Source organism: Rhodanobacter sp. T12-5 (assembly GCF_008329435.1).
Taxonomy (GTDB): domain Bacteria; phylum Pseudomonadota; class Gammaproteobacteria; order Xanthomonadales; family Rhodanobacteraceae; genus Rhodanobacter.
In genome coordinates, this window is record NZ_NPKN01000005.1 from 258,609 (window position 1) to 280,487 (window position 21,879).

General features: G+C 66.0%; 18 protein-coding genes. 7 read left to right on the forward strand and 11 right to left on the reverse strand.

Annotated elements, in window-relative coordinates:
- Positions 1-33: 33 nt before the first annotated feature.
- Together CIW53_RS12245 and CIW53_RS12250 are read right to left on the reverse strand one after the other, a co-directional pair.
- Positions 34-1,383, reverse strand: coding sequence for a TolC family outer membrane protein (locus CIW53_RS12245; RefSeq protein WP_149365000.1), 1,350 nt, complete (start codon positions 1,381-1,383; stop codon positions 34-36).
- Between the two features lie 23 nt (positions 1,384-1,406).
- Entirely contained in the window at positions 1,407-2,066 is a 660-nt protein-coding gene (locus CIW53_RS12250; RefSeq protein ID WP_149365001.1) for a protein-L-isoaspartate O-methyltransferase, read from the reverse strand.
- A 263-nt stretch (positions 2,067-2,329) separates the two neighbouring features.
- On the opposite strand from CIW53_RS12250, the gene CIW53_RS12255 reads away from it, so the two are divergent.
- From CIW53_RS12255 to CIW53_RS12265, 3 genes are all read left to right on the forward strand, one after another.
- A complete protein-coding gene (locus tag CIW53_RS12255; protein ID WP_149365002.1) occupies positions 2,330-3,013 on the forward strand; it encodes a TetR/AcrR family transcriptional regulator in 684 nt (227 codons plus the stop codon).
- Between the two features lie 284 nt (positions 3,014-3,297).
- Entirely contained in the window at positions 3,298-5,148 is a 1,851-nt protein-coding gene (locus CIW53_RS12260) for a sulfotransferase (protein ID WP_149365003.1), read from the forward strand.
- Between the two features lie 147 nt (positions 5,149-5,295).
- A complete protein-coding gene (locus tag CIW53_RS12265; protein ID WP_149365004.1) occupies positions 5,296-5,889 on the forward strand; it encodes a DUF892 family protein in 594 nt (197 codons plus the stop codon).
- A gap of 44 nt (positions 5,890-5,933) precedes the next feature.
- Here the strand turns inward: CIW53_RS12265 and CIW53_RS12270 are convergent, their stop codons facing one another.
- From CIW53_RS12270 to CIW53_RS12280, 3 genes are read right to left on the reverse strand one after another with little or no spacing between them, the layout of a single operon-like run.
- Positions 5,934-6,950 (reverse strand): zinc-binding alcohol dehydrogenase family protein, encoded by a 1,017-nt coding sequence (locus tag CIW53_RS12270; protein ID WP_149365005.1) that lies wholly within the window; start codon positions 6,948-6,950, stop codon positions 5,934-5,936.
- Positions 6,947-8,008, reverse strand: coding sequence for an aldo/keto reductase (locus CIW53_RS12275; RefSeq protein ID WP_149365006.1), 1,062 nt, complete (start codon positions 8,006-8,008; stop codon positions 6,947-6,949). Before CIW53_RS12275 ends, CIW53_RS12270 begins: the two co-directional genes overlap by 4 nt.
- 14 nt (positions 8,009-8,022) lie before the next feature.
- On the reverse strand, positions 8,023-9,240 hold the full coding sequence (locus CIW53_RS12280; RefSeq protein WP_149365007.1) for an MFS transporter: 1,218 nt from the start codon (positions 9,238-9,240) through the stop codon (positions 8,023-8,025).
- A 99-nt stretch (positions 9,241-9,339) separates the two neighbouring features.
- Between CIW53_RS12280 and CIW53_RS12285 the strand changes: the two genes are divergently transcribed.
- Both CIW53_RS12285 and CIW53_RS12290 read left to right on the forward strand, forming a co-directional pair.
- Entirely contained in the window at positions 9,340-10,248 is a 909-nt protein-coding gene (locus tag CIW53_RS12285; RefSeq protein WP_149365008.1) for a LysR family transcriptional regulator, read from the forward strand.
- A 72-nt stretch (positions 10,249-10,320) separates the two neighbouring features.
- Entirely contained in the window at positions 10,321-11,343 is a 1,023-nt protein-coding gene (locus CIW53_RS12290) for a DUF2333 family protein (RefSeq protein ID WP_149365009.1), read from the forward strand.
- 70 nt (positions 11,344-11,413) lie between these two features.
- Here the strand turns inward: CIW53_RS12290 and ppa are convergent, their stop codons facing one another.
- The 6 genes from ppa to CIW53_RS12320 form a co-directional block, all read right to left on the reverse strand.
- Positions 11,414-11,956: an inorganic diphosphatase gene (gene ppa, locus CIW53_RS12295; RefSeq protein ID WP_149365010.1), complete on the reverse strand. Its 543-nt coding sequence runs from the start codon at positions 11,954-11,956 to the stop codon at positions 11,414-11,416.
- 93 nt (positions 11,957-12,049) lie between these two features.
- Positions 12,050-12,907: a 2OG-Fe(II) oxygenase gene (locus CIW53_RS12300; protein WP_149365011.1), complete on the reverse strand. Its 858-nt coding sequence runs from the start codon at positions 12,905-12,907 to the stop codon at positions 12,050-12,052.
- 117 nt (positions 12,908-13,024) lie between these two features.
- On the reverse strand, positions 13,025-15,163 hold the full coding sequence (locus tag CIW53_RS12305) for a prolyl oligopeptidase family serine peptidase (protein WP_149365012.1): 2,139 nt from the start codon (positions 15,161-15,163) through the stop codon (positions 13,025-13,027).
- A gap of 195 nt (positions 15,164-15,358) precedes the next feature.
- A complete protein-coding gene (locus CIW53_RS12310; protein WP_149365013.1) occupies positions 15,359-17,431 on the reverse strand; it encodes a sodium-translocating pyrophosphatase in 2,073 nt (690 codons plus the stop codon).
- A 158-nt stretch (positions 17,432-17,589) separates the two neighbouring features.
- Positions 17,590-18,051, reverse strand: a complete 462-nt coding sequence (locus CIW53_RS12315; protein WP_149365014.1) for an RcnB family protein — start codon at positions 18,049-18,051, stop codon at positions 17,590-17,592.
- A 141-nt stretch (positions 18,052-18,192) separates the two neighbouring features.
- Complete coding sequence (locus CIW53_RS12320; protein WP_149365015.1) at positions 18,193-19,470, reverse strand: 6-phosphofructokinase; 1,278 nt, start codon at positions 19,468-19,470, stop codon at positions 18,193-18,195.
- A gap of 186 nt (positions 19,471-19,656) precedes the next feature.
- On the opposite strand from CIW53_RS12320, the gene CIW53_RS12325 reads away from it, so the two are divergent.
- Complete coding sequence (locus CIW53_RS12325) at positions 19,657-20,241, forward strand: adenylate kinase (protein ID WP_149365016.1); 585 nt, start codon at positions 19,657-19,659, stop codon at positions 20,239-20,241.
- 43 nt (positions 20,242-20,284) lie between these two features.
- Entirely contained in the window at positions 20,285-21,733 is a 1,449-nt protein-coding gene (gene mpl, locus CIW53_RS12330) for a UDP-N-acetylmuramate:L-alanyl-gamma-D-glutamyl-meso-diaminopimelate ligase (RefSeq protein ID WP_149365017.1), read from the forward strand.
- Positions 21,734-21,879 lie beyond the last annotated feature (146 nt).

The window sequence follows — 21,879 nt, forward strand, 5'->3', positions numbered from 1 at the left end:
CCGGCCGTTTGCGCGGAGGTCGACGCGATCAGGTCACTGCAGCAAGGCGTTGATCGCCTCGATGTCCTTGATGTCGGCAGTTCCGGCCGTCTGCTTCAGCAGCAGCTTGTTCAGGATGAACTGGTGCCGCGCCTGCGAGTAGCTGCTTTCCGACGAAGTCAGGGTCTGGATCGCCAGCAACACGTTGGTCATTGTCTGGGTGCCGACCTCGAAGCCGGCACGGGTCGCCTCGAGCGCCTTCTGACCGGACACCACCGAGGCCTTGGCCGACTCGACCTGGGCGATGCCGGCGATGACCGAGCGGTAATAGTTGAGCGTGTCGCGGACTACCTGGCGGCGCTGCGATTCCAGCGCGTCGGTGGCGGCGTCGCGCTGATAGATCGACTGGCGGACCTGCGAGTGGATGAGGCCGCCGGAGAAGATCGGCACGTTCAGGGTCAGTCCGACGGTGGTGGAGCCGGGCCGGTTGTCGTGGATGTCGGCGTTCTGATACCAGCTGGCATTCTTGCCGTAGCTGACGTTGGCGGTGATCGTCGGCAAATGCGCGGAGCGGGCCGCCGTGATGTTGTGTTCGGCCGTCTCCACGTTGTTTTTCTGCGCGAGCAGGTCGGGATTGGTCAGCAGCGCCTGCTTGACCCAGCTGTCCTGGTCGGCGGGCGAGGGCGGCTGCATCGGCAGATCGTCGCGCAGCTTCTTGAGCTCGCCGGTCGGCTTGCCGGTGATCTGGGTAAGCGCCTCGCGCGCATCGTTCAGCGCGTTCTGGGCCGCGATGGTCTGCGATTTGGCCGCTTCGTAATAAGCCTTGGCCTGGTACACGTCGGTGATGGCCGAAAGGCCCACCTTGAAGCGCTGGTCGGACTGCTCGTATTGCTGGCGGAAGGCGTCCTCGTTCGCCTTCGCGTAGGTCAATGCGTCTTCGCTGGTCAATACGCCGAAGTAGGCTGCTGCCACGCGCGCATACAACTGTTGCGCCGCCGATTCATACAGCTCGTCTTGCGCAGCCGACGCGGAGTGCGCGGCCTTGAGGTTGGCGTATTTGCTGAAGTCGAAAATGGTCTGGCTGAGCTGGCCATTGATGCTGCGCGTGCGGGTATGCCCGAACTGGCTGGTACTGATGAATTGGCCGGGATTGTTCGGGTCTTGGAACGTGGTGCCGCCACCACCGTTGGTCTGGCTCAGCGTCAGGCCGGCCGAGACCTGGGGCAGCAACGATGCGCGTGCCTGATTGACGCCTTCGCCGATGGCGAGCCGGTTGGCATCGGCCTGCGAAAGCACCGGATCATTGGCGCGCGCCTCACGGTAAGCGTCCAGCAAGTCTTCGCCGTGGCTCGGCAGCGAAATGGCGGCCAGAACCATGGCCAGTGTGAGCAGCTTCAAACGCATGGAGTGCCTCGCAAGAATCAAAGTCAGAAGACGAACCGCTGCGGCGGCTCGGCATGGGTCAGATACGGCAGGTCGGTCTCGAACAGTATTTCTTCGCGATAGCGGCCGGCACCTTCCTGCGTCAACAAGGTGGCGTGTTGCACCGGCGACTGGCCGCGCACGACCAGCGCGCGTGCGCCGGGTTTCAGCCAGGTCAACCAGTGCGGCGGAATCTCGAATACCGCACCGGTCACCACCAGCGCATCGAACAACGCGCCCGGCTGCCATTCCCTGACGGCGTCACCGGTGACGAGAGCGACGTTGCCGATGCCCGCGGCCTGCAATCGCTGTGCCGCCGAGGTGGTGAAGTCCGCATGGATGTCGATGCTGGTGACCTGCGCCGACAGGCTTGCCAGACACGCACTCAGAAAACCCGAGCCGGTACCGATTTCCAGGACGTGGTCCGTGGGCAGCAGCTCCAAGGCCTGCAATACCCGCCCTTCGACCACCGGCTTCATCATCACTTCACCGTGGCCCAACGGCAGGCACAGATCGGCGAACGCGAGCTGGCGGTGTTCGGCGGCGACGAAATCTTCGCGACGCACGCGGCCGATGACGTCCAGCACGCGGCCGTCCAGCACTTCCCACGGGCGCACCTGGTTTTCCACCATGTTCGTCCGCGCCTGCTCGATATTCATCGCCATCTGCTCGTGTCCTGTACGGATCCAAAAGGTCAAAAAGGATAAGTGCTGCAGCCCCGTCCTACAATGACACGCCTGGACATGGACAAGCCTGCCGCTTGCGCGCCGACCCACGAAGTGCCGGAAGTCATCGCGGACAACTGACGAACGTCACCGTCCGGACATGCGCAAGGAGGGCTCCGGGTCGCCGGTCGGCACCCGTCTGGAAAATAAATGAACCGTTGCGTATAATAAAGCTCGAATTCTCTTTTGTTAAGGTGGGAGGCATGAATACCAGCGCGCAAATCAGACCTCAGGGCCCCGGCCGCCCCAAGGACATGGAGAAGCGTGCCGCCATTCTGATCGCGGCGAAGGCATTGTTCATACGCAATGCGTTTGCCGGTACCAGCATGGACGCGATCGCGGCCGACGCTGGCGTCTCCAAGCTCACCGTGTACAGCCATTTCGGCGACAAGGACAACCTGTTCCGCGAAGTGATCCGTTCGCGCATCCAGGACCTGTTGCCGGAGGAAACCTATTTCTTCGATCCGCAGGTCGACATTCGCGAGACGTTGCTGCGGGTGGCGCTGACCCACGCCCACCTGGATTGCAATGCCGAGACCGTGGGTACCTTCCGCGCCATCCTCAGCGACTGCCGTCAGGGCAATCCGCGTTACGGCAAGCTGATCTGGGAAGAGGGCGCGACGCGTACGCATGGCCTGATGGAACGCCTGCTGCAGCAGGCCGTTGACGCCGGTCAACTGGACATCGATGACGTGCCGCGCGCCAGCATGCAGTTCCTTACCCTGATCAAGGGCAATCTGATGATGCGCCAGATGTTCGGTTGCACCGAATGTCCCGAGAGCTATAGCGCGGAAATCGAGGCCACGGCGCGGGCTGGCGTCGACATGTTCCTGCGCGCCTTCCTGCCGCGCGGCCATCAATCGGCCAAGGTGCGTTCTGCCCCGTAGTATCCACGGCGCCGGCAGTCCGCTACCCCGCCAAGCTCCCGTTCCTGTCGATCGACCGGCGCCGCCATCCAGTGTCCCGGTGCGCGATAATGCCTCGGGCGGAGCGAGTTTCGTTGGGCTTGCGCCGCTGATTTTCGATGTGCGCCCGAATCCGTTCTGTGCGACCCCGCCGCCGCTCGCGATGTCGAGGCGGCGGTCGCGCCGATGCCGGCATGGCGGAGAGCTCCGCTGAATAATTCGCGCCGCCGGTGCGCGTGTGTACCGATCCGAGTAAAGGTTGCCCGATGAAGCTGCAGGTGCCGTTCGTCCAGTTGCCGTTGCAGTTCGATGCCGATGCACTGGCGCGTGAAATCGCCGCCCTGGGCAGCGAACACTGGCGCGAGCATCCACAGAAATTCCCGGGCAATTACGCCCTGCCGCTGATCTCGGCCGGCGGCGACCCCGACAACGATGCCGTCGCCGGCGCGATGCTCCCGACCCCGTATCTCGCGCAATGCCCGTATCTGATGCAGGTGCTGGCGCGGATCGGTGGTGTATGGGGACGCACGCGGTTGATGAAGCTGACCGGCCAGGCCGAGGTCAGCCCGCATGCCGACATCAACTACTACTGGCGCGAGCGCGTGCGCGTGCACGTGCCGATCGTGACCCGGCCCACCGTGCGCTTCCTGTGTGGGGATGCCGAGGTCAACATGGGGCCGGGGGAGTGCTGGATCTTCGACACCTGGCGCCGGCACCAGGTCATCAATGCGGCCGACGATGAACGCATCCACCTGGTGGCCGACACCGTCGGCGGCGAACCGTTCGCCGATCTGGTCAGGCGCGGTCGCGCGCCCGGCCATGGCAGCTTCGACGGCTGGCGCGCGGAAGCCGTTGCGCCGCAGGCCGGAGCGCAGTCGCCACTGCGTTATGAGGCAGTCAACGTACCGGTGGTGATGACGCCGTGGGAGCTGCGTGAACATGTCGGCTTTCTGTTTGGCGAGGTGCGTGCGCACCCGCAGCTGCAGCCGGCGCACCAGATCGCCATACGTTTCCTGCATGTGTGGCAGGCCTTGTGGGCGCAGCACGGCACCGACCAAGCCGGCTGGCCGGCCTACCGCGAAGCGCTCGATGCGTTCTCGGACGACATGGAGCGCTACGCGGTGTCGCTGCAGATGGTCAACGGCGCGCTGTTCATGAATACGTTGCGGGGAATGATCCTGCAGGTGGCGCTGGCCGATCGGGGCGGCGCGGTTGCGGATGCCAGCGAACCACGACTGCCGGTTGCGCCGACGATGCTCCAGGCGCGTGACGATCGGCGCGGACGCGATCCGCTGTTCGACCGCCCGGTCTTTGTCATTTCGCCGCCACGCGCGGGTTCGACGTTGCTGTTCGAGACGCTGGCGCAGGCACCGGGCCTTTACACGATCGGGCATGAGAGCCATGCGCTGATCGAGGGCCTGCAGGAGTTGCACCCCGCCAGCCGCGATTTCGATTCCAACCGGCTCGATGCGACGGCGGCTACGCCGGCGCTCGTGGCGGAATTGCGGCGGCGTTTTCACGCCGAGCTGCGCGACCGCGATGGCCGTCCGGCGGAAGCATCGCCGGTACGCCTGCTGGAGAAGACCCCGAAGAACGCGCTGCGCGTGTCGTTCCTGGCCAAGATCTTCCCGGAGGCGCACTTCGTCTACCTGCATCGCGACCCGCGCCAGACGCTGGGCAGCATGCTCGACGCCTGGGAGTCGGGTCGCTTTCGTACCTATCCGCAGTTGCCCGGTTGGGAGGGGCCGCCATGGTCGCTGCTGCTGGTACCCGGCTGGCGTGAATTGAGCGGGCGCTCGCTGCCCGACATCGTCGCCGCGCAATGGGGCACCACCACGCGCATCCTGCTGGACGATCTGGAGGCACTCCCGGCCGACCGTCGCCACGTGGTGCGCTACGACGCCATGCTCGCCGACCCGGCGACGGAAGTGGCACGCGTGTGTGCGGCGCTGGGGTTCGACTGGGATCGTCCGCTCGATGCCACCCTGCCGTTGTCGCGTTTCACCCTTTCCGCGCCCGCGCCCGACAAGTGGCGCCGACACGCCGCCGAGATCGAGACGGTCTTGCCGGGTTTGCAAGGGATCATCGAGCGGGCGGAGCGGTTCGCTGCACGATGAACGGCATGGCGCGATGTGCTCTGTCGCCGCGGACGGACTGACCTTCACCTGACTTTTTCATGCGCGTTTCTACGCTGGCGAGGTCTCGTTGGCACTGGCACGCTGATGTCCTGCCCGGGTCCCTTTCCACCTGCGCAGGAGCAAGCCATGGCCAAGACCAAGCCGTTCGTCAGCGATATCGAGAACATCCGCAAGCGCGCGCGCCAGGACATCGACAAAGGCGCGATGACCGCGGGCTACAGCGCCGATCGCGAGACCGTGGTCAAGCTGCTCAATCACGCGTTGGCGACCGAGCTGGTTTGCGTGCTGCGCTACAAGTTCCACTACTACATGGCGTCGGGCATCAACTCGCAGGCGATCAAGGCCGAGTTCCTCGAGCATGCCAACGAAGAACAGGGCCATGCCGACCAGATTGCCGAGCGCATCACCCAGCTCGACGGCAAGCCGAACCTGTCGCCGGAAGGCCTGCTCAGCCGCAGCCATTCCGACTACGTCGAGGGCGAGGATCTGGTCGACATGATCAAGGAGGACCTGGTCGCCGAGCGAATCGCGATCGACAGCTATCGCGAGATGATCAATTACATCGGCGCCGACGACCCGACCACGCGCCGGGTGCTGGAAGGCATCCTGGCGGTGGAGGAAGAGCACGCCGAGGACATGAACACGCTGCTGGAGCAGCTCGGCAAGAAGGGCGAGCCGGCCAAGCCGTCGCCGGCCAAACCCGCGCGAAAGCCCGGCTGATCGCGACGGATGGCGCGCAGGCACGCCCATCCGCGAAACGGGATTCACCAGCCGGCCAGTGCCAGCTTGCCGATCGTGCTGCCTGATTCCAGCCGACGATGTGCCTCACGCAGATTCGCTGCATTGATCGGCGCCAGTGTTTCGGTGCGTGTGCTGCGCAATTCGCCGGCGTCGATCAAGCCGGCGACCCGCTCCAGGATGCGGCCCTGCTCGGCCTGGTCGGCCGTTTTGAAGCGCGGTCGCGCAAACATCATTTCCCAATGGATGCCGATGGCCTTGGCCTTGTACGGATCGCCGATCTTCAGCGCACCGACGGGCTCCACGATCAGGCCGACGTGGCCCTGCGGCGCCAGCAACTGGCCGATCGCGTCCCAGTAGTGATCGGTGTCGGCCAGGTTGAGCACCGCATCGACCTGCTCGAAACCCAGCGCCTGCAGTTGCGCGGCCAGCGGCTGGCGATGATTGATCACGTGTGGCGCGCCCATCGATCGGCACCAGTCGATGGTTTCGTCGCGCGATGCGCTGGCGATCACCGTGAAGCCGGCGCGGCGCGCCAACTGGATCGCGATCGAGCCGACCCCGCCGGCACCGCCGATGATCAGCAGCGACTTGCCCTGGCCGCCGTGCTCGCTGTCGAACGGCATGCGCTGGAACAGCAGTTCCCATGCAGTGAGCAGCGTCAGTGGCAAGGCGGCGGCATCGGCGGCACCGATCGACTTCGGCGCATGGCCGACCAGCCGCGCGTCGACCAGCTGGAACTGCGCGTTGCTGCCGGAACGGGTGACGTCGCCGGCGTAATACACGCGATCGCCCGGCTGGAAACCCGCGGCCGATGCACCGACCGCCTCGACGACACCGGCCGCATCGTAGCCGAGCACTTTCGGCTGCGCCTCGACCTGCGGCTTGGGCGAACGGATCTTGGTGTCGACAGGATTCACCGACACCGCTTCGACGCGCACCAGCAAGTCGTGTGCGCCGGGCGTGGGTGTGGGCAGTTCGACATCGAGCAACGATTGCGGGTCGTCGATCGGCAGGTAGCGGGTGAGTGCGACGGCTTTCATGCTTGCGGCTCCGTGGCGACGTTGAACGGCACCGGCGGCGGATTGCGCTCGGCGAACATGCCGTTCCAGTAGGGATAGTAAGGATACGGCGGCATCACCGCGCTGGCCGCATCGAGCCGCGCGACCTGCGCCGCGTCGAGCGCCCAGCCGACCGCGCCGAGGTTGTCGCGCAGCTGCTGTTCGTTGCGCGCGCCGATCAGCACGCTGGACACGGTCGGCCGCTGCAGCAACCAGTTCAGCGCGACCTGCGGAACGGTGCGGCAGGTTTCCGCGGCGACCGCGTCCAGCGCATCGACCACGCGATACAGGCGTTCCTCGTCCACCGGCGGCGCGAAGCCGGTGGTGTCGTGCAGACGGCTGCCGGGCGGCAGCGGCTGGCCGCGGCGGATCTTGCCGGTGAGCCTGCCCCAGCCCAGCGGACTCCACACGATCGCGCCGATGCCCTGGTCCAATCCGAGCGGCATCAGCTCCCACTCGTAGTCGCGGCCGACCAGCGAGTAGTAGGTCTGGTTGGCCACGAAACGCGCGCGGCCATGCCGGTCGGCAGCGGCCTGCGACTTCATCAGCTGCCAGCCGGAGAAATTCGACGCGCCGAGGTAGCGCACCTTGCCCGCGCGTACCAGCTCGTCCAGCGTCGACATCACCTGCTCGACCGGCGTCATCGCGTCGAAGTGGTGCAGTTGCAGCAGGTCGATGTAGTCGGTGCCGAGCCGTTTCAGCGCACGCTCCACGCCGGTGATCAGATGATGACGCGAGGCACCGACGTCATTCGGGCCGTCGCCGGCGCGAAGGGTGAGCTTGGTCGAGATGATCGCCTGCTCGCGTCGACCCTTCAGTGCCGAGCCAAGGATGGTTTCCGACGCACCATCCGAATAGACGTCCGCGCTGTCGAACAGATTCACGCCGGCGTCGAGGCAGATGTCGACCAGCCGCTTCGCTTCGTCGACATCGGTGTTGCCCCACGCGCTGAACAGCGGCCCCTTGCCGCCGAACGTGCCGGCGCCGAAGCCGAGGGCGGGCACCTTGAAGCCGGAGTGGCCGAGATGGCGATATTCCATGAGAGTGTCCCAATTCAGAGGATGGTTTCCGCGCAAGCCACGGTGGCGATCCGTCGTGACGGCTGTGTATCCAGCCGCACGCTCCACAACGCCACCGCGAAACCGAGCACCGGTACCAGCGCCGCCACCCAGGTCACCGCGCCCAGGCCCGGGCCGTGGCTGATCACCGCGCCGCCCAGCCACGCACCGATCGCGTTGCCGAGGTTGAACGCGGCGATGTTGAAGCTCGACGCCAGCACGCCGCCGCCGGTGGCTTTCTGCAACACGCGCAGCTGCAGCGGCGCCACAGTGGCGAAGGCGACGATGCCGAACACGGCGGCAAACGCGATCATCGCCGGCTTGCTGTGCAGCGCGAACGTCATCGCGCCAAGCACGATCGCCAGCGCGGCCAGCGAACCCAGCAGGGTGGCCACCAGCCGCTGGTCGGCAAGCCGGCCGCCGAGCAGGTTGCCGACCACCATGCCGCCGCCGAACACCAGCAGGATCGGCGACACCGCGCCGTCGGCGAAGCCGGTAACGCGGGTGAGGATCGGCTGGATATAGGTGAACACCGCGAACACGCCGGCGAAACCGAGCACGGTGATCAGCAGGCCTAGCAGTACCTGCGGATGTGCGATGCCCTTGAGCTCCTCGACGAACTTCATCGGAGCGTGCTCGCCACGATCGGTCGGCACCAGCGCGGCGATGATCACGGTGGCCAGCACGCCGATCGCCGTGACCGCCCAGAACGTGGCACGCCAGCCGAAGTGCAGGCCCAGCCAGGCGCCGGCCGGCACCCCGAGCAGGGTCGCCACGGTCAGCCCGGTGAACATGATCGAGATCGCCGAGGCCTTGCGGTCCTCCGCCACCAGGTTGGTCGCCACCACCGCGCCGACACCGAAGAAGGTGCCGTGGGCGAGCGAAGTGATCACCCGTGCCAGCATCAGCATCGCGTAGCTTGGCGCCAGCGCGCTGGCCAGGTTGCCGACGGTGAAGATGATCATCAGCGCGACCAGCGCGGTCTTGTGCGGCAGACGGCTGGTTGCCGCGGTCAGCAGCGGCGCGCCGACGAACACGCCCAGCGCATAGCCGGAGATCAACAGGCCGGCAGCGGCAATGCTCACGTGCAGGTCGGCGGCGACCTGCAGCAGCAGGCCCATGATCACGAATTCGGTGGTGCCGATGCCGAACGCACCAGCGGTCAGCGCATACAGCGCCAGCGGGGTGCGTGGGCGAACGGTAGGGGAGTGCATGGCGACCATCCTGAGGAAACGATGCGCCAGCTTAAGGATTTGCCTTTTCGTCAAAAACCACCAAGATAGCTAATCATTGTCAACGAATAATTGATAGTCATGGACCGCATCGGCGACCTCGCCCTGTTCCTGCGCGTGCTCGATCTGGGTTCGATCAGCGCGGCCGCACGCAGCCTCGACCTCTCGGTGGCGGTGGCCAGCCAGCGCCTGAAGCGGCTGGAGCGCGAGCTGGGCGTGCGCCTGCTGCACCGGACCACGCGCCGGTTGCACGCCACGCCCGAAGGCATGCAGTTGGCCGAGCAGGGCCGCGCGCTGGTGGAGGATCTGGAATCGCTCACCGGCGGCCTGCGCCGCAGCGCCACCGAAGTCAGCGGCAGCTTGCGGGTGACCATGTCGGCTGCATTCGGCGGCCAATACATCTCTCCGCTGCTTCCGGAGTTTCTCGCCATGCATCCGCGGGTGAAACTCAGCGTGAATCTCGACGACCAGGTCGTGGACCTGGTCGGCTCCGGCTTCGACCTAGGCATCCGTGTCGGCGCGCTGGGCGATTCCGCCCTGGTGGCACGCCAATTGGCGACCAACCGGCGCGTGCTGTGCGCATCACCGGCTTACCTGCAACGCCACGGCACGCCGAGCACGCCGGCCGATCTGGCCGTACACGATTGCCTGCTGCTGGTCGGCAGCCAGGGCCGGCAGGACGTGTGGCGCTTCAGCGACCGCAAGGGCCGCGAGGTCGTGCAGCGGGTGCAGGGTCGCTTCGAGAGCAACCAGGGCGTCATGTTGCGCGATGCGGTGGTGGCAGGCCTCGGCATCGCCATGCATTCGGTCTGGCACGTGCACGAGCAACTGCGCAGCGGCCAGTTGCAGGTGCTGCTGCCGGAGTTTCCCATCGCCACCACCGGCATCCACGCGGTGATGCCGCAGCGACGGCTGGTGCCGCCGCGGGTGCGTGCGTTCGTCGATTTCCTGGCCGAGCGGTTCGGCGAGCATCCGCCGTGGGAGCGCTGATTGCGCGCAACTTGTTCACGACGCATGCATGGCCGCATGTAAGCTTGCATCACCCCTTCAGGAGTTGCCCCGATGCAAACCCAGGACACGTCGAGTTTGCCGCGGCGCGGCATGCGCCGTGCTGTGCTGGCGCTGATCGCGCTGGTGGTGTTGTTCGTGGCGGCATTGATGTGGTGGTGGGATACCGAGCCGCCGCTGTTCGATCCGGTGGCCGCGACCCAGGCGCAGATGCGGGAATTGAAGCGTCCGGTCAGCGTGGGCGCGACTACCACGGTCACCCTGATCACCTCGGTGCGCACGCTGCTCGACAAGCGCGGCGGCTACCTCAGCAACGACAAGTTGCCGCCCGGTGTGCTGATGGACAACATCCCCAATTGGGAATTCGGCTCGCTGACCGCTTCGCGGGACCTGGTGCGCGCGCTGCGCAACGATTTCAGCCGCTCGCAGACGCAGTCGACCGAGGACAAGGACCTGGCCGAGGCCGATCCGCTGCTCAACAGCCCGAACGACCGCTGGCTGTTGCCCAGTTCGGAGAGCCAGTACCGCAAGGCGATCGGACATCTGGACGGCTATCTGGGGCGACTTGGCGATGCCGAGGGCAGCAACGCGCACTTCTACGCGCGCGCCGACAATCTGGCCGATTACCTGCAACTGGCCTCGTCGCGGCTGGGCTCGCTGTCGCAGCGATTGTCGGCCAGCGTGGGCCAGATCCGTGTCGGTGACGTGGACGCCTCGGCCGAGCCGGCCATTGCCGGCACGGTTCGCGCGCCGGATGGCGGTCGCATGGTCAAGACGCCATGGACGAAGGTCGACGACAACTTCTACGAAGCGCGCGGCTATACCTCGACCCTGCTGGAACAGCTGAAGGCATTTCAGCACGACTTCGGTCCGATCCTGCGCAGCAAACACGCGGATGTCAGCCTGCAGCAGGTGATCCGCGAACTGGAGGACGCGCAAAGGCCATTGCACAGCCCGATGGTGCTGAACGGCTCGCCGTTCGGCTTCTTCGCGAATCATTCGTTGGTGATGGCGAACTACGTCTCGCGCGCCAATGCGGCGCTGATCGACCTGCGCGAACTGCTCAAGCGCGGCTGAAACACGACGGCAAGGCAGACACGAAAACGGCGCGCCACGGGTTCCGGTGGCGCGCCGTCGATCGCCCCGGTCACACTTTCGGCTTGCTCGCCTGGTAACGCTCGATGCCGGCCACGATTTCGGCCTTCGCCTCGTCGGCGCCGACCCAGCCTTCGACCTTGACCCACTTGCCCTTCTCCAGATCCTTGTAGTGCTCGAAGAAGTGGCCAATGCGCTCCAGCCAGTGCGGCGAGACGCCCTTCATGTCGCTGATGTGCGCGTAGCCCGGAAATACCTTCGGTGACGGGATCACGATCAGCTTCTCGTCGCTGCCGGCCTCGTCGCTCATCTTCAGCATGCCGACCGGATGACAGCGGATCACCGAGCCGGGGATCAGCGACAGCGGCAGGATCACCAGCGCGTCCAGCGGATCGCCGTCGCCGCCCAGCGTGCCCGGCACGTAGCCGTAGTTGCAGGGGTAGCGCATCGGCGTGGAGAGGATGCGGTCGACGAAAATCGCGCCGCTTTCCTTCTCCACTTCGTACTTGACCGGCTCGGCATCCTTCGGGATTTCGATGACGACGTTGATTTCGTCCGGCACGTTGCGACCGGCGGAGACAAGATGCAGACCCATGGAATGTCCTTGGTACGGAGGGAAAAGTTGACTTGCAAGGATACGCCAAACGCTGCTGCATCGCAGCAACCGCGATGCGCCGGCCGCCGTGGATCATGCCGGTTCAGGCTTCCTGTAGGGACGCTCGCGCAACCATCGGGTGGCTATCCACTTTTCGCCCTGCAATACCGGCAGGCCGGCATGCAGCGAGCTGCGGTCGCCGCCTTCATAGGCGAAATACACGGCCGATCCGCGGCGTGCCGTGACGGTCAGGCCGATCTCGGGGAACGCCGTGCCGCCGCCCTGTTCGGGGGTGTTGAGGTACATCACCACGCTGGCGATGCGCTGGCCGCCGACGGCGGTGATGGCGCCGTAGCCGGGCTGTTCGGGGTCGAACCAGTCGAAGTGCGGCTCGTATTCCTGGCCCGGCAGGTAATGCAGGATCTGCAGGCCTTCGCCGTGATTCGCCGGTACGCCAAGCAGCTCGGCGAGGCGTTGCTCGATGCGGCCGATCAGCGGCAGTTCGTTCGGGGCAAAGAACATGCCTTCGCTGGTGCGCCGCTGATCGATCTGGTGCTGTCCGTCGCTGTCGACGGTGAGTGCGCGCTGCAGCCGCGGCCGCGCCAGCTCGATCAGCTCGGCGCATTCGTGTTCGGTGAGCAGGCCGTCGAGCACGCGCAGGGCCGGTGCGTCCACGCTGAGCGAGACGCCGACGGCATGCCCGCCAACGATCACTTCGGGAGCCTCGGGATGCCGAGTGCGCTTGCCTTTCGGCGCACCCTTGTCGGTGCTCGCCTGCAGCGTCGCCAACGGCAGCTTCAGCACTTCGGCGACGATGCTGCGGCTCTGGCGTGGATCGTAGCCGCTGTCCTTCATCAGCTGCAGCACGTCCGGCACGCCGTGGCCGGCGCGGGTCGTGGCGAGAATCCATTCGCGCAGTTCGGGGGTGATCGTGGTGGTGCGTGGGTGCATGGCGGCGAGGTGGGCGATGGCGAGTCGGGAAGCTTACTTCACGGCCTGCGCCGGTCGCCTGAATGACATGAGCCGGCAACGGCCGGCTCACGGTTACGGCATGAATCCGTTGGTGGCCTATTTCAGCTGATCCCACAGGAAGTCGTACGCCATCGCATGCATGTGCGCGGACTGCTTGTTGTCCGCGCCGGCACCATGGCCGCCTTCGAGGTTCTCGTAGAACCACACGTTCGGCAGGCCCATCGCCTGCATCTTCGCGGCCATCTTGCGCGCCTGCACCGGACCGACGCGGTCGTCGCTGGTGGTGGTGTAGAACAGCACCGGCGGGTAGTCGCCGTTCTTCTTCACGTTCTGGTAGGGCGAGAAGGTCTTGATGAAGTTCCAGTCCGTGGTGTCCGGATTGCCGTACTCGGCCATCCACGACGCGCCGGCGGACAGGTGCGTGTAGCGCTTCATGTCCAGCAACGGCACTTCGCAGGCGATCGCACCGAACAGCTGCGGGTACATCGTCAGCATGTTGCCCATCAGCAAGCCGCCGTTGCTGCCGCCTTCGGCGCCGAGATGCTGCGCGGACGTCACGCCGCGCTTGGCCAGATCCTCGGCCACCGCGGCGAAATCCTCGTACGCGCGCGGGCGGTTCGCCTTCAGCGCAGCCTGGTGCCACTGCGGGCCGTACTCCCCGCCGCCGCGGATGTTGGCGACCACGTAGACGCCGCCGCGCTCCAGCCAGGCGCGGCCGATGCTGCCGCTGTAGTGCGACTGCAACGAAACTTCGAAGCCGCCGTAGCCGTACAGCAGGGTGCGGTTGGAGCCATCCGGTTTCATGTCCTTCGGGGCGATTTCAAAATACGGCACGCGGGTGCCGTCCTTCGACTTCACGAAGTGCTGGCTGACCGTGAATCTGGAAGCATCGAAGAATGCCGGCTCCTGCTTGATTGTTTCCGCGGCGACGCTATCCAGCATGCCGCGCTCGAGCGACGACGGGGTGAGGAAGCCGCTGACGTTGAGCCAGTATTCGTCGCTGTGGTCGGGGTCGGTATCGAGTACGCTGATCGTGCTCATCGCCGGCGCGCCGGGCATCGCCGCGCGCCGCCAACTGCCGTCGGCAGTCGCCATCTGCGGCGGCGTCAGCACTTCCAGCCGGCTCTTGACGTCGTCCATCAGGTTGATGATCAGGTGGTTCTTCGTCCAGGCGTACGAATCAAGCGAGGTATGCGCGTCCGGTTCGAACAGCACGGTGAAGTGATGCTGGCCGGCCATGAAATGGTCGAACCGGGTTGCCAGCAGTGCACCGGCGGGATAGGTGGTGCCGCCGACCGTCCATGGCGAGCGCGTCTGCACCAGCAGCCATTCGCGGTGGGCATCGGCATTGGCGTCGGTGGGCACTTCGACGCGGATCAGCGTGCCGCCGCTGCGCTGGTACAACTCGCTGTGATAGAAATCCTTGGCCACGGAAACGAAATCGCGTTCGTAACCCGGCGTGCGATCGTGATAGGCGCTGATCGCGAGGTCGCTCGGCTTGCCTTCGTACACCGTGGTGGCAGCCGACAGCGGCGTGCCGCGCTTCCATTCCTTGACGATGCGCGGATAGCTCGATTCGGTCATCGAGCCGGGGCCGAAGTCGGTGCCGACGTAGATCGCGTTGTCGTCGATCCAGCCGGTCTCGGTCTTGGCTACCGGCAGCTCGAAGCCGTTTTTCACGAAGCTCTTGTGCGGGATGTTGAACTCGCGCACGGCCACGGCATCGCCGCCATCGGGCGACAGCGAGATCAGGCAGCGCTCGAACGCCGGCTTCAGGCACTGCACGCCCTTGAACACCCAGCGCTTGCCTTCGGCCTTGTTCAGCGCGTCGATGTCCAGCAGCACCTCCCACTTCGGCTCCGCCTTGCGGTACTCGGCCAGCGTGGTCCGCCGCCAGATGCCGCGCGGATGCGTCCTGTCGCGCCAGAAATTGTAGAGATGGCTGCCCATCCGGCTGACGTACGGAATGCGTGCGTCCGAATCGAGCACCTCGAGGATGCCGTCGCGGGTCCTGGTGAACTCGGCGTTGTCGACAAATTGCCTGGTGGTGACCGCGTTCTCTTTCTTCACCCAGTCCATCGAACGGGTGCCGCGGATGTCCTCCAGCCACAGGAACGGATCGTCGCTGGACGGGGACGTCGAGGAAGCGGGTGCGGGTGTCTTGTCGCGGGCGTGGGCGTTGTTCATGCCCGCCAGTGTGACGCCGAGTGCCAGCGTCAGCCAGATCGCTTTCATCGTGTGCTCCCCGTGTGCGCGAGTGAACCTGATGGACGTGGCGGGCGTGGCCCGCTTTCAGTCGAGCGTAACCGCACGATCGTACGGCCGCCCGTGACTAAAGTCGGATTGACTCGCGTTGCGCCGGCGCCAGACAAAAATCCCGCCATGCAGGCGGGATTTCTGTTTGGTGGTGCCGAGCGCGAGTCGCTTCGGCTAGAGCAGCGGGATCAGCAGCAGTGCGACGATGTTGATGATTTTGATTAACGGATTCACTGCCGGACCCGCGGTGTCCTTGTACGGGTCGCCGACGGTGTCGCCGGTGACCGCGGCCTTGTGCGCCTCCGAACCCTTGCCGCCGTGGTGGCCGTCCTCGATGTATTTCTTGGCGTTGTCCCACGCGCCGCCGCCGGTGGTCATCGAGATCGCCACGAACAGGCCGGTGACGATGGTACCGATCAGCACGCCGCCGAGCGCCTTCGGGCCCAGCAGCAGGCCGACCACGATCGGCACGGCGACCGGCAGCAACGACGGCACGATCATTTCGCGAATCGCCGACTTGGTCAGCATGTCGACCGCCCGCGAATACTCCGGCTTGGCCGTGCCGGCCATGATGCCGGGGATGTCGCGGAACTGCCGGCGCACCTCGACCACCACCGCACCGGCCGCACGACCGACCGCTTCCATCGCCATCGCGCCGAACAGGTACGGGATCAGACCGCCGATCAGCAGGCCGATGATCACCATGTGGTCGGACAGGTCGAACGTCAGCGACGTGTAGGGTATGCCGGCGGTGAGTGCCCGGGTCGCGCCCATCGCGTCGAGGTTGTGCGTGTAGTCGGCGAACAGCACCAGCGCGGCCAGCGCGGCCGAGCCGATCGCGTAGCCCTTGGTCACCGCCTTGGTGGTGTTGCCGACCGCATCCAGCGGGTCGGTGACGCCGCGCACTTCCGGCGGCAGGTCGGCCATCTCGGCGATGCCGCCGGCGTTGTCGGTGATCGGGCCGTAGGCATCCAGCGCCACGATCATGCCGGCCATCGAAAGCATCGCCGTGGCGGCGATCGCAATGCCGTACAACTGGCCGAAGTGGTAGGCACCCCAGATCGCCGCGCAGACCGCGATCACCGGCAGCGCGGTCGATTTCATCGACACGCCCAGCCCGGCGATGATGTTGGTGCCATGGCCGGTGGTGGATGCCTCGGCGATGTGCTGCACCGGCTTGAACTGGGTGCCGGTGTAGTACTCGGTGACCCACACGATCACGCCGGTCAGGACCAGTCCGATCAGCGAGCAGCAGAAAAGCTGGCCGGAGGTGATCAGATGACCGTCGCCCGCGGTCAGCCCCTGCGGCAGCAGCGAGCCGGTGACGAACCAGAACGCGATCGCCGAAAGTACCGCCGACACGACCACTCCCTTGTACAGCGCGCCCATGATCGAGCCGCCTTCCTTCACCTTGACGAACAGCGTGCCGATGATCGAGGCGATGATCGACACGCCGCCCAGCAGCAGCGGGTACAGCATCGCCTGCAGGTTGTCGGCAAACATCAGGCCGCCCAGCAGCATGGTGGCGATCACCGTCACCGCATAGGTTTCGAACAGGTCCGCCGCCATGCCGGCGCAGTCGCCGACGTTGTCGCCCACGTTGTCGGCGATCACCGCCGGGTTGCGCGGGTCGTCTTCCGGGATGCCGGCCTCGACCTTGCCGACCAGATCCGCACCGACGTCTGCACCCTTGGTGAAGATGCCGCCGCCAAGCCGCGCGAAGATCGAGATCAGCGAGCTGCCGAACGCCAGGCCCACCAGTGCATGCAGGGCCGTTTCACCGGTGATGCCCATGCGGTTGAGCACCAGCCAGTAGCCGGCGACGCCGAGCAGGGCGAGGCCCACCACCAGCATGCCGGTGATCGCGCCGCCGCGGAACGCCACGTCCATCGCCGGGCTCAAGCCCCGCCGCGCCGCTTCGGCGGTGCGCACGTTGGCGCGCACCGAGACGTTCATGCCGATGTAGCCGGCCGCCCCCGACAGCACCGCACCGAGCAGGAAGCCGATCGCGGTCGGCCAGTTGAGAAAGAACCCGATCAGCAGCAACAACACCACGCCGACCATGCCGATGGTGGTGTACTGACGGTTGAGGTAGGCGCGTGCGCCTTCCTGGATCGCCGCGGCAATTTCCTGCATCCGCTCGTTGCCCGGCGATTGCGCCAGGATCCAGCGCGCGGAGAACGCGCCATACAAAACCGCCACCACCGCACACGCCAGAACGATCCACCAGCCATACTGCTGCAGCATCGGAGCCTCCCCATGGGTTGTAAGTGGCCGTCCGGAATGGGCGGTCCCGGGGAGTATAGGCAGAGGTTGTTGCGCGGACTGTTGTGCGGCGCAGCGCCATGCAGCGAAAAGGGCCATGCACGAATGCATGGCCCTCGGCGGTTCATGCGACGGCGGATTTACTGCAGCGCGATGTCCAGGATGACGCCGGTGGCGATGGCGACCAGCAGATAGTCGTTGTCCGCACGTACCCAGTGGTAGCCGCGCGGTGGCGGACGCAGGCGGTAGTAGCCGTAGTCACGCACGACGTAGGTCGGGCCGTAGTATCGGTGGCCGCGCTCCCAATGGCCGTGACGCGAGTAATAACGTCGGTCGGCGTGGCGATAGCCACGGTCGTAGCCATAGCGGCGATCGTCATGACGCCAGCCGTCACGATCGCGCCAGTCATGATCGCGCCGGTCATGGCGTCGATGATCGTACCCGCGGCGATCGTCGTGGTGCCGGTCGTATCCACGATCATGGCCACGGCGATCATGATCCTGACCATGCCGGTCGTGATCGCCGTGGCCCGGGGCTGCGAGCGCGAAGCTGCCGGTGGTGGCCAGGGCGAGTGCAATGAGCAGGCGGTTGACGAGTTTCATCTCCAGTCTCCTCCGTGGGCATCGTGCCGCAACAAGGCGGCGAGCGACGGGACACGGCGGATCGTAGGAATGTGCGGCTGAACGCAGCCCGATACGCTGCGTCCGGTTTCAGGTGGCACTCAGCAAGTGGCTGCCACGAGTTCAGCGCGTGAAACCTGCCAGCTGCTTCGCCACCGCCACATTCTTCAGCTGCACGTATTTCGGCAGACCATCCTTGCCGTACGGCAGTGGTGCTTCGCCGCGGATCAGCGGAGCGAGGTAGCGCCGTGCCGCGGCGGTGATGCCTAAGCCGTCGCGGGTGATGAAGTTCTTCGGCATTTTCTTCTCGCGGTTGGCGATCTTCGCCAGTGCGGCCGGCTCGAGCTTCCAGCGATAGGGCGCGTCGGAGCTGCGCACGATCACCGGCATCACCGCATTCATGCCGGCCAGCGCGTAGTCGACCGCCGCCTTGCCGACCGCATACGCCTGTTCGGCATCGACTTTCGACGCGGCATGGCGCGCGGAACGTTGCAGGTAGTCGGGCAACGCCCAGTGGTATTTGTAACCGAGTTTTTCCTTCACCAACGCTGCCAGCACCGGTGCCACGCCGCCGAGCTGCGCATGGCCGAACGCGTCGCGCGTGCCGGCTTCGGCGAGGAACTGTCCGGACGCATTGCGCACACCTTCGGAAGCGACCACGGTGCACCAGCCGACGCGTTTCACGGTGGCCTCCACCTTGGCCAGGAACGCCGCTTCGTCGAACGCGTTCTCGGGGAACAGGATGATGTGCGGTGCCGCGTCAACGCCTTCCCCGGCGAGCCCGGCGGCAGCGGCGATCCAGCCGGCGTGGCGGCCCATCACTTCGAGGATGAACACCTTGGTCGACGTCTCGGCCATCGAGGCGACATCGAGGCTGGCCTCCAGCGTGGATATCGCGGTGTACTTCGCCACCGAGCCGAAGCCGGGGCAGCAGTCGGTGACGGCCAGGTCGTTGTCCACCGTTTTCGGCACGCCGATGCAGCGGATGTCGTAGCCGAGCGTCTTGCCGATCTGCGACAGCTTGAGCGCGGTGTCGGCCGAATCGTTGCCGCCGTTGTAGAGGAACCAGCGGATATCATGCGCGCGGAACACCTCGATGAGCCGCTCGTACTCGGCGCGGTTCTCCTCCAGCGACTTCAGCTTGTAGCGGCACGAGCCGAACGCGCCGCCGGGGGTGTGGCGCAGCGCGGCGATCGCGGCGGTCGATTCCCTTGAGGTGTCGATCAGGTCCTCGCGCAACGCGCCGAGGATGCCGTTGCGCGCGGCGTACACCTTCACGCCCTTGCTGCGGGCGGCCTCGATCACGCCGGCGGCGGTGGCGTTGATCACCGCAGTGACACCGCCGGACTGGGCGTACAACAGGTTGCCGGTGATGGCTGGCGGGCGGCGGGTCGGGCTCATGGCTATCCTCGATGGGTTGGTGGGGGCGTTGGTCGGCCGCAAATCCTTTTGGCGACAGGCACTTGGCGGACACAGGCAAAGGGCGCTGTTTGACGGCATCGGGTGCAGCCGCTAATTTGACGGTCAATTCTGGGAATCTGGCGGGCTGCTGCAGTGTGCGGCAGCCCGCCAAACTTGTGGAGCATTATGCGACTCGTCCTACTTGGTGCGCCCGGCTCGGGCAAAGGCACGCAGGCTGCCCTGCTGAAGGCGGAATTGGGTGTGCCGCATATCTCGACTGGCGACATGTTGCGCGCTGCCGTGGCGGCCGGCACTCCCATGGGGTTGAAGGCCAAGGCGGTGATGGATGCCGGCCAGCTGGTTTCCGACGATATCCTGCTCGGCATGCTGGAAGACCGGCTGGCGCAGGATGACGCGAAAGCCGGCTTCATCCTCGATGGCTATCCGCGCAACCTGGCCCAGGCTGACGCGCTTGATCAATTGCTGGCGAAAATCGGCCAGCCACTGGATGCCGTGGTGAAGCTCAAGGTGCCCAGCGAGGTGATCATCGGCCGCTGCGAGATCCGCTTCAAGGCCGAAGGCCGCGCCGACGACAACCCCGACACCGTGCGCAAGCGCCTGGCGATCTACGCCGAGCAGACCGCGCCCGTGGCGGACTTCTATGCCCGCCGTGGCAAGCTGCAGATCGTCGATGGCGTCGGCGAGCTGGGCGAGGTCACCGCGCGGGTCAAGCAGGCGCTGCGAAGCGAATCGGCCACGGCGAACGGCTGAGCATTTCCGCTCCTGCGCGAGCGGTTTTCAAGGGATCGCCCACATGCGTCTGCACATCCTCGGCATCTGCGGCACCTTCATGGGCGGTGTCGCCGCGCTGGCGCGCGAACTCGGCCACACGGTCGAAGGTTCCGACGCCAACGTCTATCCACCGATGAGCACGCAACTGGAAGCGCTCGGCATCGGCCTGATGAGCGGCTACGCGGCCGATCATCTGCAACCGGCACCGGATCTCGTCGTGGTCGGCAACGCGATGACTCGTGGCAACCCTGCCGTCGAATACATGCTCGATCAGCGCCTGCGCTACGTCTCCGGGCCGCAGTGGCTGGGCGAGACGGTGCTGGCCGATCGCGACGTGCTGGCGGTGGCCGGTACGCACGGCAAGACGACCACGACCAGCCTGCTGGCGCATCTGCTGGAAAGCGCAGGGATGACACCGGGGTTCCTGGTCGGCGGAGTGCCGGGGAATTTCGGGGTGTCGGCGCGGCTGGGGGGAGTAGGGCCGCACGCCGCCCAGAGTCCCTCTTCCGGCGCTGCGCGCCACCTTCCCCCGGCGGGAGAAGGGCGTGTCGTGCAGCCTTTGGCTGCGCCGTTCGTCATTGAAGCGGACGAATACGACACCGCGTTCTTCGACAAGCGCAGCAAGTTCGTGCATTACCGCCCCCGCATCGCGATCCTCAACAACCTCGAATACGACCATGCGGACATCTTCCCCGACGTGGCGGCGATCCAGCGCCAGTTCCATCACCTGGTGCGCACCGTGCCGGGCAACGGCCGGCTGATCGTCAACGCGCACGACGAGCGTCTCGCCGAAGTGCTGGCCATGGGTTGCTGGACGCCGGTGGAAACGTTCGGCATAGGCCGCGGCAACTGGCAGGCCACGCTGAGCGAGGCCGACGGTTCGGTTTTCAGCGTGCAACGCGATGGCGAGTTGATCGGCGAAGTGCGCTGGCCGCTGCTGGGCAACCACAACGTGATGAACGCGCTGGCCGCACTGGCCGCGGCCCACGCCGCCGGTGCCGATCCGAAAGCGCTGCTGCCCGCATTCGCCAGCTTCGAGAGCGTCAAGCGGCGGATGGAGCGGGTCGGCGAGGTGAACGGTGTGCGCGTCTATGACGATTTCGCCCACCACCCCACCGCGATCGTCACCACCCTGGCCGGGCTGCGCGCAAAGGTCGGCAAGGCCCGCATCCTGGTGGCGCTGGAGCCGCGCTCCAATTCGATGCGCCAGGGCGCACACGCCGAAGCGCTGGCACCGTCGCTGGCCGATGCCGACGTGGTGGTGTTCCTGCACCGGCCCGAGTTGCCGTGGGATGCCGGCCAGGTCATCGCGGCGCTGGACGGGCGAGGTACGACGGCACCGACGGTCGATGCGCTGATCGCCATCTTGCAGGCCCAGGTGCAGCCGGGCGACCAGGTGATCTTCATGTCCAACGGCGGTTTCGAAGCGGCACCGCGCCGGTTCGTCGATGCCCTTGCGCAGGCTCGCTGATTCAGCGGTTGGCCTGTCCAAGCGGGACGATCGCCCGGGATATTCCCTGCATGCGGCCAATCAGACACCGGTGCCGAAAAGCAGGGGGCGTGGACGTACGTGTGGATGCCCACAGGGCCATCCCTGGAAGTGCGAGCAAAACGCCG

What these genes read in the sequence shown, in the direction of transcription:
- CIW53_RS12245 (WP_149365000.1), bottom strand. Translation starts at nt 1,383, where the DNA reads ATGCGTTTGAAGCTGCTCACACTGGCCATGGTTCTGGCCGCCATTTCG.
- ppa (WP_149365010.1), bottom strand. Translation starts at nt 11,956, where the DNA reads ATGGGTCTGCATCTTGTCTCCGCCGGTCGCAACGTGCCGGACGAAATC.
- mpl (WP_149365017.1), top strand. Translation starts at nt 20,285, where the DNA reads ATGCGTCTGCACATCCTCGGCATCTGCGGCACCTTCATGGGCGGTGTC.
- CIW53_RS12325 (WP_149365016.1), top strand. Translation starts at nt 19,657, where the DNA reads ATGCGACTCGTCCTACTTGGTGCGCCCGGCTCGGGCAAAGGCACGCAG.
- CIW53_RS12275 (WP_149365006.1), bottom strand. Translation starts at nt 8,008, where the DNA reads ATGGAATATCGCCATCTCGGCCACTCCGGCTTCAAGGTGCCCGCCCTC.
- CIW53_RS12250 (WP_149365001.1), bottom strand. Translation starts at nt 2,066, where the DNA reads ATGGCGATGAATATCGAGCAGGCGCGGACGAACATGGTGGAAAACCAG.
- CIW53_RS12255 (WP_149365002.1), top strand. Translation starts at nt 2,330, where the DNA reads ATGAATACCAGCGCGCAAATCAGACCTCAGGGCCCCGGCCGCCCCAAG.
- CIW53_RS12260 (WP_149365003.1), top strand. Translation starts at nt 3,298, where the DNA reads ATGAAGCTGCAGGTGCCGTTCGTCCAGTTGCCGTTGCAGTTCGATGCC.
- CIW53_RS12280 (WP_149365007.1), bottom strand. Translation starts at nt 9,240, where the DNA reads ATGCACTCCCCTACCGTTCGCCCACGCACCCCGCTGGCGCTGTATGCG.
- CIW53_RS12300 (WP_149365011.1), bottom strand. Translation starts at nt 12,907, where the DNA reads ATGCACCCACGCACCACCACGATCACCCCCGAACTGCGCGAATGGATT.
- CIW53_RS12310 (WP_149365013.1), bottom strand. Translation starts at nt 17,431, where the DNA reads ATGCTGCAGCAGTATGGCTGGTGGATCGTTCTGGCGTGTGCGGTGGTG.
- CIW53_RS12290 (WP_149365009.1), top strand. Translation starts at nt 10,321, where the DNA reads ATGCAAACCCAGGACACGTCGAGTTTGCCGCGGCGCGGCATGCGCCGT.
- CIW53_RS12315 (WP_149365014.1), bottom strand. Translation starts at nt 18,051, where the DNA reads ATGAAACTCGTCAACCGCCTGCTCATTGCACTCGCCCTGGCCACCACC.
- CIW53_RS12285 (WP_149365008.1), top strand. Translation starts at nt 9,340, where the DNA reads ATGGACCGCATCGGCGACCTCGCCCTGTTCCTGCGCGTGCTCGATCTG.
- CIW53_RS12265 (WP_149365004.1), top strand. Translation starts at nt 5,296, where the DNA reads ATGGCCAAGACCAAGCCGTTCGTCAGCGATATCGAGAACATCCGCAAG.
- CIW53_RS12305 (WP_149365012.1), bottom strand. Translation starts at nt 15,163, where the DNA reads ATGAAAGCGATCTGGCTGACGCTGGCACTCGGCGTCACACTGGCGGGC.
- CIW53_RS12270 (WP_149365005.1), bottom strand. Translation starts at nt 6,950, where the DNA reads ATGAAAGCCGTCGCACTCACCCGCTACCTGCCGATCGACGACCCGCAA.
- CIW53_RS12320 (WP_149365015.1), bottom strand. Translation starts at nt 19,470, where the DNA reads ATGAGCCCGACCCGCCGCCCGCCAGCCATCACCGGCAACCTGTTGTAC.